The following is an 11,885-nucleotide window of genomic DNA, read 5'->3' on the forward strand; positions in this document are numbered from 1 at the left end:
ACCAAGAATGGGAAAGGGTTCAAATGATTTATTTTTAAACGCTTTTTTCGTATTCGGGGGAATCGGAGTTTACGAAATATCTCGATCAAAATTCCACAGAAAAACGAAGGCTATGGGGGAGAATTAAAAACATAAAATAAATATAAATTTAGAATTGGGGGAGTGAGTAAATTGAGAAAAGCTTATATTCTCAATACAAATCTATCAAATCGTCCAGGTGGCGAAACTGAGTGAGATATGGTAGGAAATGGAAAGTGCACGGCCTATTTTTCTCCTTGGAATTACCAAAAAATATTTGTAATCACTCTATCCATCTATTACAGGTACTAGCTTTTTAAATTTTTAATAATTAGAGTTTTAGAGGTGAAATAATGGACGGTGGTTAAATCAAACCGTTTCCTTAAGAAACGGTTTGATTTATTTACGAGTGAAAGTTTATTCACTCGTATTTCCTTAAAACAATTGCCGCATTATGACCTCCGAAACCGAATGAGTTAGACAGACCCGTATTTATTTTCGCTTGGCGAGCAATAGATGGTACATAATCGAGATCACATAATGGATCAGGATTTTCTAAGTTAATGGTTGGAGGAATTATACCTTCCTTTAAACTCATTGCTAAAGCAATTGCTTCAACCCCGCCTGCTGCCCCTAACATATGACCGATCATAGATTTATTTGCTGTTACTGGAATCTGATAAGATTGTTTACCAAACAGCTGCTTAATAGCCATTGTTTCAGAGATGTCTCCCACTTTGGTACTTGTTGCATGGGCACTAATAACATCAATTTCTTCAGGCGATATATTTGCATTTTTTAAAGCTGCTCTCATTGCAAGATAGGCCCCTTTACCTTCCGGATGTGTAGCTACGATATGGTGTGCGTCTGAACTTGCACCATATCCAATGACTTCTGCATAAACCTTTGCCTCTCTACGTAAAGCATGAGATAAAGATTCTAAGATTAGAATTCCAGCTCCTTCAGACATGACAAATCCATCTCGATTTTCATCAAATGGACGACTAGCTTTAGTAGGATCATCGTTTCTTGTTGATAATGCTGTAGCATTACCAAAGCTTGCTATTGATAAGTCTGTTATAGCTGCCTCTGTTCCACCTGCGAACAAAACGTCAACCTCTCCAGAACGAATTAGTCTAAAGGCTTCACCAATAGCTGTATTTCCAATTGCACAAGCTGAAACGGGCGACAAAGAAGGTCCCATTGCTTTCCACTTGATACTAATTTGTGCTGCAGCAGCATTAGAAATCATGGCAGGTACTAGGGTCGGGCTAACTCTTCTTGGCCCCTTCTGTCTAAGCACATCTATATTTTCAATCAAGGTTTCAATTCCACCTATACCTGAACCTACATATACGCCTAACCTTTCTACATCTATATGATCGAGGTCTAACTTAGAATCTACCCAAGCTTGTTCAGCTGCAGCCAAAGCAAATTGTGAAAAACGATCTAAACGTCTAGCTTCATTCTTTCCTAAAACTTCGTCTGCATCAAAATCTTGGACGATACCTGCAATTTTTGTCTTATGATTCGTAACATCAAATGTATCGATGGAGGATATACCAGATTCCCCGTTAATCAAATTGTTCCAAAATGTTTGGATGTTGTTTCCTATAGGAGACACTATCCCCATACCAGTAATCACAACTCTTTCCACTTTTCATCCCTCCAAATAAATATTTACTTGTATTTTACATCTCTTTTATCCTATTACAAGTGATAGTTTATCCTGGTATAATTACTAATAGGTTAAATTGATACGTTGAGGAGTTTTAAAAATGAATAATAAAAATAGGCTTGAAGCTTTGTCGACATTCTTAAAAGCTAAGCGTGCCCAAATTAAGCCAGAGTCTGTTGGTTTGCCTGCCGGAACCCGGAGAAGGACACCTGGATTACGAAGAGAAGAGGTTGCACAATTAGCAGGTGTGAGTACCACTTGGTATACATGGCTAGAGCAAGGAAGAGATATAAAAGTTTCTTCAATCGTACTTGATTGTATTTCTACAGCTCTACAATTAAATAATGATGAAAGAGATTACTTATATGACCTAGCATTAGAAACAAAATCAGAAATTACAAATCAAAAAAAGAATCAATCAGAGCTTAGCCCTTCTTTAAAGCGAATACTAACTGAATTAACATATTGTCCGACTATCATTACGGATCGACATTGCCATATAGTGGGCTGGAATCCTGCAGCTGCTCATGTTTTTTTAGATTTTGAACAAATACCGAATGATCAAAGAAATTTGATTCGTCTAGTGTTCACTAGAAAAGAATTAAAAGCATTGGCCGTCAATTGGGAACATTTTGCGAAAGGTTTTCTTGCTATTTTCCGTACCTATTATGGACACTATCTAGGCGATGAATGGTACAACCAATTTATTAAAGAAATGAGTGATTCACATTCAGAATTTCAGGATTTGTGGCAAGAAAGTCAAGTAAGTAAGGCTCCAGAAATGATAATTGAATTTAGACATGCAAAAGCAGGCAAAATGTTGTTTAATTTAACTTCTCTTCAGGTTCAAGGTGATATGGATTTACGGTGCAGTATCTATACACCAGTAGAGGAAACTGACACAGAAAATAAATTAAAGCGATTAATGAAGAGGGTTACGGTTGAAAATTAATTTTCTTGTTTAACTAAAGGGAGCGATTGTTCAATAAGAGCGGTCGTTTTTCTTGTTCCGATAACTAGGCAGGTTAATTTAAAAGTAGGAAGAGAAATGAAGATGTTAATCATTGTGTTTTGACCAAACCACAGATTAATGTACGGAAAAATGGACACCAGACTTAAATCTCGTGTCCTTAGTGGTGTATTTCGTTACACTAGCAATGTATCCAACAATATTTTCTTTTTGGTCTTAAATTCTTCTTCAGTAATGAAACCTGATTGTCTGTCGTAAAAAGGAAAAAACACTACCGTTTGTGAAGAAACGACCTATTCTCAAGACATGTCGTTATAACATATTTAATCAAAATTTCTTTTCAACTGAAGTAGTCATCGGATAAAAATATCTGACGAGTTAAATTAATAAATGCCTCTAATGGGGGAGTTATCCATTTATCCTTATGCCAAGCAATTTGAGTAAAAAGTGATGATTCTGAACCCTTCCATGGTATTTCCTTCATTCTACCCTCTTGAATATCTTTTTTCACGACCATCTCTGGTAATAGTGCTACTCCTAGACCTGCGATTACACATTGTTTGATTGCCTCAATACTACTGAATTCGATTTTATCCAGTGGAAATACTCTTGCTGATTTAAGAGAGTCTTCGAATATCATTCTATAAGAACATCCCATTTCTGTGAGCAAGAGAGTCTCATCCTTAAGGTCATTTAGTGAGAGCACTGGTTTGGGGTGGTTTGGTGAGACGACCAATTTGAGCTCCTCTTTGATCAGTTGCTCCACTCTTAATGAACCCTCAGGCTTACTTAAATCCATAAAAAAAGCAACATCTAAAAGACCCTCCATTAGATGATTTCTCGCCATTTCGTCAGAATGTGCAGGTTTAAAGACGAGCTTCACTTTGGGAAATGCAGCCTTGAACTCTTTAAGAATTGGAGGTAAACGATAGGTGCACTGGCTCTCCTGGGCACCAATTATTAAGGTACCAGTTGGTTCTTCTTCTGCGTTCACAACCGTAATCGCTTCTTCGCTTAGTTTTATCATCTTTTCAGCATATAGTTTAAACTGGTGCCCAGCCTCCGTTAAAATCAATCGTTTCCCTAGACGCTCAAATAAAGGTTTGCCAATTTCTTCTTCGAGAGATTTGATTTGTGCAGTCACACTTGATTGTGCAAAATTTAATATTTTTGCAGTCTGGGTAAAGTTCAAATTCTCTGCGGCATTTTTAAAAGTTAATAATTGTTTAATTTCCAAATTATCCACCTCCTTAATCGTTTTTTTCGATTTAATTAATCAAAATAATCATCTTTATCGATTTTTAAATTCATTATAAAATATAAGTAATCAAGGAACAAATAGTAAAATTTTAATTTAATGAAAAAGGAGAACTGAAAAATGTCAATAGCAGTCATATATGGGGGAACCCGTCATAATGGAAATTCGAAGATGCTGACAGAACATGTAATTCAAGAAATAGCTTCAGAAAAAATTCATTTAAGAGATTTTAATATTCATCCCATTATTGACATGCGTCACTCGAAAGATGGTTTTCAGGAAAGAAATGATGATTATAATTCAATAATTGATTGTATACTTCCACATGACATTTTAATATTCTCTACTCCAATTTATTGGTATAGCATGTCGGGAACAATGAAAAACTTTATTGATCGATGGTCACAAACTTTAAGGGACCCGAAATATCCTGATTTCAAGAAAAAAATGGCTTCCAAAAAAGCGTTTGTTATTGCTGTTGGAGGAGATGATCCTTACATTAAAGGACTGCCAATGATTCAGCAATTTCAATACATTTTTGATTTTATGGGAATTGAATTTGCGGGATATATTCTTGGAAATGGAAACAAACCTGAAGAAGTATTTCAAGACAAAAGAGCACTTTTCGCAGCTACTCAAATGCGAAATAAACTAACTGAAAATATCTAAAATTAACCTTCAAAATGGGATAATGCAAAGGGGGTGAACTAATAATGACACAAAAACAAGCAAACTTGATTTTAGTTACTGTCGCCATGGGGTGGGGCTGAAGGCTATATTCTACAAAAATATAATTCATGTAGAGCTAAAACTGTGTTTTGGAATTTGTAATATATTAACATGGAAATAGGTTATTTAGCGATCGGGCGAGATTGTCGAATAATCCTTAAAGAGAAAGGGGATGTTGAAATTGAAAGTAATTGTTGTGGGGGCAAGTGGTACGATTGGACAGGCAATTGCTAAAGAATTAGGAAAAAATCATGAAATTATTCGAGCTGGACGAAATGGCTTAGATGTTACTGTTGATATTACCTCTGCTCAGAGTATAAAAAAAATGTACGAACAAACTGGAAAAATTGATGCTGTAATTAGTGCAACAGGTGGTGCGCATTTTGGTTCCGTTTCGGAACTAACACCAGAATTAAATGACATAGCAATCGAAAGTAAACTTAAAGGTCAAATTAATTTGGTACTTCTCGGAATGGACTATGTTAATGACGGTGGAAGCTTTACGTTAACAACTGGAATTATGATGGATGATCCTGTTCCGCAGGGCGCTTCCGCTGCCATGGCAAATGGTGGTGTTAAAGCATTCGTAAAATCAGCAGCGATTGAAATGCCGAGGGGAATTCGTATAAATAGTGTTAGCCCCAATGTATTGGAGGAATCATTAGACAAATACGGGGAGTTTTTCCCGGGATTTGTGGCAGTCCCTGCCAGTCGTGTAGCACTTGCTTATAAAAAAAGCGTGGATGGAGCTCAAACCGGACAAAACTACGAAGTCTATTAATTTAATTTGAAAATGTGCTGATTCTAACAGGAGCGATAAGCTCTTTTTTTTTGCTTTTGTTCACTTATTTTTTTCTAAAAATTTTGGATATAACTGTATATGGAGTATGACACATCTGTTGTGTTTCTCCTCATCAGGACTGTGGTGCATGACCCCCGGTGAGTTAGAAATTATCCAAAGAGGCTTTCAATATTAAATTGGATTCTTGTCGAATTTATGAAAACGATTTGGATTAGTGGTGTATTAAATGACATAAATGTTAAAATTAACTTATGGTTAGTAATTTCTCCTTGGTTATAAATCAATCAATTCCTACCTCATTTAACTACCTTCTTCCTACCTTTGTTAAAGGCTTCTTTTGCTCTCGTTTTCATTTAATTTTCTACCTATATTCTCATTTTTATCGCAGTCTTCTTTGTCAATTAGACTATTTTTATATATTTCTCAAAGGGGAGGTGTATCTTTCGTTAAGTCAATAAATTAAACAACCTTGTTTTTATTTTATTGAGGGGGTATAAAATTATGGCATCTTTTTTTCTTCCTGTAGTTTGCCCAGATTGTGGAAGAATTGCTGTTGAAGACCATCATTATAAAACTGGTGCGGGCTATAGCATCTGCCAATGCTGTGGTTGTGAAGTTGACCCCGAAGCAAAATATGATAGAGAAAAAATATTTCTTATTTTGAGGAAGAAAAAAGAAAGGGGTATGGAAGATTTTTTTTAATGATGAAGGATGCAACCTTCAGTAGTAAACGCTTAATGAGTCCGTTGACGGATGAACAATTTGAGATTTTTAAAGGAAAATATGATGATGATGATGTGGATAAAGAGAAAAGCTATCTAGTTTGTTATCGAAATGGTCAGTTCGAAATTTTATTTGGTACTGTCCCTGAGTATTTCCATTTGTCTTTTGAGGAGTATGTTGAAAAATATGGATATGATTATATCTAAAATCTATTTTACATTTAATTGAAAATCAGTTAATGTTTTGTTAATCAATGAGCGGGGGTGCGTTTATGGAGGAAACATTAAATAAAATCCTTTCAGAACTGCAACATTTAAGTACTGGTCAAAAGGAATTAATAAACTGCACAAGTAATCTAGATAAAGGACAGAAAGAATTAAAAAGCCGTACAGACAATTTAGAAAAGGGACAAAAGGAATTAATAAGCCGTACAGACAATTTAGAAAAGGGACAAAAAGAATTAATAAGCCGTACAGACAATTTAGAAAAGGGACAAAAAGGATTAATAAGCCGTACAGATAATTTAGAGAAGGGACAAAAAGAATTAATAAACCGTACAGGTAATTTAGAAAAGGGACAAAAGGAATTAATAGGTCGAACAGATAAATTAGAAAAAGGGCAAAAAGAATTAATTACAAGTCATAAACAATTAACGATTCGAATGGAAAATGTTAAAAAGGGGCAACAAGAAATAATAGTTCAAACAGATCATTTGGAAAAGGGCCAGAAGGAGTTAATAGGGCGCACAGATAATTTAGAAAAGGGACAAGAATTATTAATATCGGGACAGCAAGAGATAAAAGATATTATTAAACACACAGCAACACTCATGACTTAAAATTTCATAACTATCAGAAGAGACATGAAAACATTGGCTTTTGATGTTAATTCAGATGTAGAACTTTTATTTAAAGAAATGGCAGAAGTAAAGAGAAAAGTGAATAAACTGGAACAGAAATAAACAATGATGATATAAATCCACTGGAAAAATCACTTCTCCTGACTCTCCAGAATGTCCATCCACAACGTTCAAGAATCCGTTGTCGATTCATGTCGTAATCAAAACGGTCAGGACCAAGCGTATATTCACCAGCACAAATGAAGACAATGATTGCCGTTGCCGTTGAGGTAATTGGTTAATTTAGTGCCAATTATCAGGGTTTCTTTTGATGCATCAAGTATACAAAAGGCGCTGGATCGGGAAGCCAAAGGGATACAAGTGCCTATGGTGAACAATAAAGAAGATGCAGAACTAGTGGTAAAAAGAGCAAAATTTCCCCCACATGGACAGCGGGCAGCTGCTTTTGTGATCCGGGCGGCACGTTTTGGTAAGGATGGAGGGGAGCTTATTTTAATAATGCAGGTGAGAATATCTTAATTTCTGTTCATATCGAGACGCCTGAAGCCGTACAAAACTTTAGGGAAATCTTGAATGTTCCCGGAATAGACATGGCCTAATTGGATCAACAGATTTATCTGTTAATATGGGCTTTAAGGCAGAAGGACCAGGACATCCAGAAGTTCAGTTGGCCATCAATGAGTTGTTTGAGATGGGAAAAGAGGAAGGCTTTAAAATTGGGACAGTCGCTGCTAATTCTGCTGGAGTTCGTAAGGTTTTTGAGTCAGGGGCTTGCTATATCGGAATTACAGGGACTTCTGTTATTTCGAATGCGTTGGAACAGGTTGTTAGTGAAACGATCAAGGTGAATTAAAAAAGGACCAATATTAAATAAACCAATTTTCAGCCAATATAAACATTATTTTATAAATTTATAGGGAAACAAAAGAAAACCTGCCATTTTTTAATTGGCAGGTTTTCTTTTGAGATTGATTTGGCATTATTATCAAACTTGGGATTTTCATGCTCTTGTTACTTGTTAATCTTAAAGAATAGTCGGGAGACCCCTCTTTTTCCTTACATACAACCATAGATAAAAATTAGTTACACCTGTCGATTACGTTTAAAAGGCATATGACAGTACAACCACAAGTATGAAAAATTGCATTTTTCTAGAGTATTCAAAAAATAGTAAATCTTTTTAATATTGACAAAAACATTCTATGAATTTAAACTAAAAATATCTTATTCAGATTATGGAATGCGTTCCATAATGTGGAACGATAAGGAGGAGGAAAAATACAATTAAGGAGATTGTCAAAAATTAATGGAATGAATTCCACGATGCGAAACAAACAACTGTTTTAGGATGGTGATTTAATTTATGCAATGGGATATCGAGGTGGACGTTGTTGTTGTCGGTGGTGGGGGCTGTGGTCTAACTGCCGCTCTTGCAGCAGCGGAAAGTGGATTGGATGTCGCTATTTTGGAAAAAACAGAATTTGTTTTGGGGAATACTGCAGCAAGCGCAGGAATGATACCAGCGGCAGGCACACGCTTTCAGGAAGAAATGAACATTAGTGATTCTCCAGAAAAAATGGCAAATGAGATTTTAGAAAAAAATAAATATACAGGTGATCCTGAGCAAACTCTAAGAATATGTGAGGAATCAGCAAGTTTAGTTGAATGGTTGGTTGATCAACATGATATTAAACTATCACTAGTAACAGAGTTTTTACTGCCAGGCCACAAAACATACCGCATGCATGCTCCACCATCAAGATCAGGATTAGAATTAATGAAAATGTTAAGAGGAGCTGTAAGGAATAGGGATAACATTTACCTAATGCTGAAATCACCAGTTACTAAAATATTATTCACCGATAACAATGAAGTAATCGGTGTAGAAACGAACACGCCCAATGGAATGCAACGGATAGGAGCAAAAAAGGTAATCCTAGCCGACGGCGGATACGGTGGAAACAAGAAGATGGTGAGTGAATTTATTCCTGAGATTGCGAACGCAATATATTTTGGCTATGAAGGCAACACTGGCGATGCTGTATCCATGAGTGCGGAGGCAAATGCCGAACTGAAAAATATGAGTGCCTACCAAGGACATGCTTCCGTTTCCGAAGCACATGGACTTCTTGTTACATGGGGAGCCATCATGTTGGGTGGATTCATTGTCAACAACCAAGGTTTTAGATTTGGCGATGAATCACAGGGATATTCCGAATATGCTACAGAAGTATTAAAGCAACCGGAAAAGCATGCTTATATGATTTTTGATCGAGAAATTTACAATCAATTGCTTGGGATTGAGGATTTTAAAAATTTGGCGAATTTCGAAGCTTTTCATTACTCGGACTCCATTGAAGGCTTAGCAGAAAAATTAGGATTGAATTCAAAAACCCTTAAAACGACACTGGAAAAATACAATGATTCAGTTACGGTAGGGGAGGATGAATTTGGGAGAAAAGTTTTGCCAAAGAAACTTATAAATTCCTATTACGGAATTAAAATCGTTCCCGCCTTGTTTCATACACAGGGAGGACTGAAAATAAACGAAAATGCACAAGTACTTGGGATGAATGGTACTCCAATTCTTAATTTATACGCCGGGGGTGGAAGTTCTGTAGGTATTTCCGGAACTCGTGCTAATGGTTATGTAGCAGGTAATGGTTTGTTATGTGCATTGGGGTTTGGAAAAATTGCTGGGTCCCATGCAGCAAAATCAATAAAACAAGTGGAGGTAAGATAGCATATGTCTCATGTTTGGGAAAGCGCATTAACAGATGTAGATAAGATTGTAATTGAAAAAGGCGGTTATGGAAAAAGAAGAGGACTTGGAAAAAAGCCAGTCTTCATGATTATTGATGCACAGTACAACTATATCGGAGCAGATGAGCCCATTGAAGACCAGCTTGAACAATGGCCTAGCGGAGGGGGATCTTCTGCCTGGGCAGGAATAAGAAAAATTAAAGAGTTAAAAGAGCAGGTTCAAAATGTTGGTATTCCAGTCATCTATACAAGAAATGTACAAAAGAAAACGATTGCTTTCGATTCCTTCGGTTTAAAAGCTGCAAGAGACAATTCTAAATATATTGATGGACGGCCAGAAACGCAAATTGTTGAAGAGTTAAAGCCAGAATCTCAGGATATTGTTGTCGATAAAAGTTATGCAAGCGCTTTTTTTGGAACTCCACTCATTAGCTATTTGATCAAGCTCGGTGTGGATTCTATTATCATTGTCGGCGGGTCTACGAGCGGATGTGTGAGAGCAACGGCAGTTGATGCGGTTACACACAACTTTAATGTAGCGGTAATAGAAGATTGCGTTTACGATCGTATCCAATTATCCCACCAAGCAGGACTCCTAGATTTATGGATGAAATATTGCGATGTCATGAAGGCTGATGAGGTCGTAACGTATCTACAAAACTTACAATACAAGGAGGTCATTAAGTAATGTTGGATCTATTAATTAGAAACGGGCAGGTTGTTTTTCCTAAAAGAGGAGTTTTACGTGCAGATTTAGGAATAAAAGATGAAAAGATCGTTGGAATTTATGACCCAGATCAAGAAATGGACGCTATGAAAATTATTGATGCAGAAGGCCTACATATCTTCCCAGGAGTGGTCGATGCCCATGAGCATTTGGGAATTTACAATTCGCTGGAAGATGATTTTATCGATACAAAGCAGCATGCCGTTGGTGGCGTAACAACGTTAGTTAATTATGATCGAATACCTAAAAGTTATTTGGAAGCTTTTCCTAGATTGAAAGAAATAGGCGAGCAAAACAGTTATATTGATTTCGGCTATAGTTTAGGGATTTTATTAGAAGACCATATTGATGAACTTGAAGAAGTAATTGAAAGATTTGGTGTTACGTCATTTAAATTTTTTAGAAATTATGAAAGACAGCTCAACGATAAATTTAAGGTATCCAATGCCATCGATCTTACTTCCATGGACTTAATGAGAATACTAGAGCGGTTTATAGGCATTTCTCCTAAACTACTTTTGGGCATGCATTGTGAGAACATGGATATTAATCGGTATCTAACCAAAAAGCTGAAACAGGAATCTGTGGAAGACACTTTGAAAACATGGTCGAAAACGAGTCCGGGATATGCTGAAGCAGAATCCATGCTTAGTACCCTCTATTTAAATCAGAATGTTGGTGGAAACGTATTTGTTGTTCATTTATCTTCCGGAACGAGTGTTGATCTGCTGGAGAAAGCTCCATGGTTATTGGAAAGCGGTGCAAAAGTCGAGACTTGTGTCCATTACCTAACATTGACGAATGAATCTCCAACGAATCTTCATGCCAAAGTCGGTCCCCCAATTCATACACAATGGGATCAAGATCGCTTGTGGGACGGGATTAAAAAGGGACTTATTAATGCCATCGGTACGGATCATGTTCCATGCAGCCAAGACGTGAAATATAAAAGTGGAACCGGTGTCTTCGAAGCACAATACGGGTTTCCAGGCGTAGGTGCTTTGTTGCCGCTCATGATTACAGAAGGTTATGTAAAAAGGGGTGTTCCGCTTGAAAGAATTGCAGATATTTGTTCTACCCAAGTGGCCGATTCTTTTAACTTACCACAAAAGGGCCGCATTGAAGTAGGGGCGGATGCTGATTTTGCCATTGTAGATTTACAGGAGAAAAAATCGATTACCCACCAGCTGCTTCAAAGCGCTTCTGACTATACAGTGTATGAGGGAATGGATGCAGTTGGCTGGCCAGTGTACACCATTAGCCGAGGTGAAGTGATATTAGAAAAAGGTAAGATTACTGCAAAACCAGGCAGGGGGAAATATCTCCATCGCCAAATCTAGTTTTACAGAAGGGAGTGG

At 36.8% G+C, this 11,885-nt stretch carries 13 protein-coding genes; 11 read left to right on the forward strand and 2 right to left on the reverse strand.

Features of this window, described 5'->3' with window-relative positions:
- Positions 1-439 precede the first annotated feature (439 nt).
- Positions 440-1,675, reverse strand: coding sequence for a beta-ketoacyl-ACP synthase II (gene fabF / locus RCG21_RS17505; protein WP_308913511.1), 1,236 nt, complete (start codon positions 1,673-1,675; stop codon positions 440-442).
- Between the two features lie 121 nt (positions 1,676-1,796).
- Between fabF and RCG21_RS17510 the strand changes: the two genes are divergently transcribed.
- Positions 1,797-2,648 (forward strand): helix-turn-helix transcriptional regulator, encoded by an 852-nt coding sequence (locus RCG21_RS17510; protein WP_308913512.1) that lies wholly within the window; start codon positions 1,797-1,799, stop codon positions 2,646-2,648.
- A 358-nt stretch (positions 2,649-3,006) separates the two neighbouring features.
- On the opposite strand, the gene RCG21_RS17515 is transcribed toward RCG21_RS17510, so the two are convergent.
- Positions 3,007-3,903, reverse strand: coding sequence for a LysR family transcriptional regulator (locus RCG21_RS17515; RefSeq protein ID WP_308913513.1), 897 nt, complete (start codon positions 3,901-3,903; stop codon positions 3,007-3,009).
- A 141-nt stretch (positions 3,904-4,044) separates the two neighbouring features.
- Between RCG21_RS17515 and RCG21_RS17520 the strand changes: the two genes are divergently transcribed.
- The 10 genes from RCG21_RS17520 (at position 4,045) to RCG21_RS17565 (ending at position 11,867) form a co-directional block, all read left to right on the forward strand.
- The gene (locus tag RCG21_RS17520; RefSeq protein ID WP_308913514.1) at positions 4,045-4,593 is read left to right on the forward strand and encodes a flavodoxin family protein; all 549 of its coding nucleotides are present in this window, start codon (positions 4,045-4,047) and stop codon (positions 4,591-4,593) included.
- Positions 4,594-4,825: 232 nt separating this feature from the next.
- The gene (locus RCG21_RS17525; RefSeq protein WP_372512699.1) at positions 4,826-5,434 is read left to right on the forward strand and encodes a short chain dehydrogenase; all 609 of its coding nucleotides are present in this window, start codon (positions 4,826-4,828) and stop codon (positions 5,432-5,434) included.
- Positions 5,435-5,956: 522 nt separating this feature from the next.
- Positions 5,957-6,157 (forward strand): hypothetical protein, encoded by a 201-nt coding sequence (locus RCG21_RS17530; RefSeq protein WP_133337159.1) that lies wholly within the window; start codon positions 5,957-5,959, stop codon positions 6,155-6,157.
- Entirely contained in the window at positions 6,157-6,384 is a 228-nt protein-coding gene (locus RCG21_RS17535; RefSeq protein ID WP_308913516.1) for a hypothetical protein, read from the forward strand. Before RCG21_RS17530 ends, RCG21_RS17535 begins: the two co-directional genes overlap by 1 nt.
- Positions 6,385-6,449: 65 nt before the next feature.
- Entirely contained in the window at positions 6,450-7,016 is a 567-nt protein-coding gene (locus RCG21_RS17540; protein ID WP_133337155.1) for a hypothetical protein, read from the forward strand.
- Between the two features lie 294 nt (positions 7,017-7,310).
- Positions 7,311-7,556, forward strand: coding sequence for an HpcH/HpaI aldolase family protein (locus RCG21_RS17545; RefSeq protein WP_308913517.1), 246 nt, complete (start codon positions 7,311-7,313; stop codon positions 7,554-7,556).
- 106 nt (positions 7,557-7,662) lie between these two features.
- On the forward strand, positions 7,663-7,890 hold the full coding sequence (locus RCG21_RS17550) for a hypothetical protein (protein ID WP_133337151.1): 228 nt from the start codon (positions 7,663-7,665) through the stop codon (positions 7,888-7,890).
- A gap of 510 nt (positions 7,891-8,400) precedes the next feature.
- Positions 8,401-9,780: an FAD-dependent oxidoreductase gene (locus RCG21_RS17555; protein ID WP_133337149.1), complete on the forward strand. Its 1,380-nt coding sequence runs from the start codon at positions 8,401-8,403 to the stop codon at positions 9,778-9,780.
- 3 nt (positions 9,781-9,783) lie between these two features.
- Positions 9,784-10,488 (forward strand): isochorismatase family protein, encoded by a 705-nt coding sequence (locus RCG21_RS17560; protein ID WP_133337147.1) that lies wholly within the window; start codon positions 9,784-9,786, stop codon positions 10,486-10,488.
- Complete coding sequence (locus RCG21_RS17565) at positions 10,488-11,867, forward strand: dihydroorotase (RefSeq protein ID WP_133337145.1); 1,380 nt, start codon at positions 10,488-10,490, stop codon at positions 11,865-11,867. Before RCG21_RS17560 ends, RCG21_RS17565 begins: the two co-directional genes overlap by 1 nt.
- The last annotated feature ends 18 nt before the right edge of the window (positions 11,868-11,885 follow it).

Origin of the sequence: Bacillus salipaludis (genome assembly GCF_030938565.1) — a bacterium.
GTDB lineage: Bacteria > Bacillota > Bacilli > Bacillales > Cytobacillaceae > Neobacillus > Neobacillus salipaludis_A.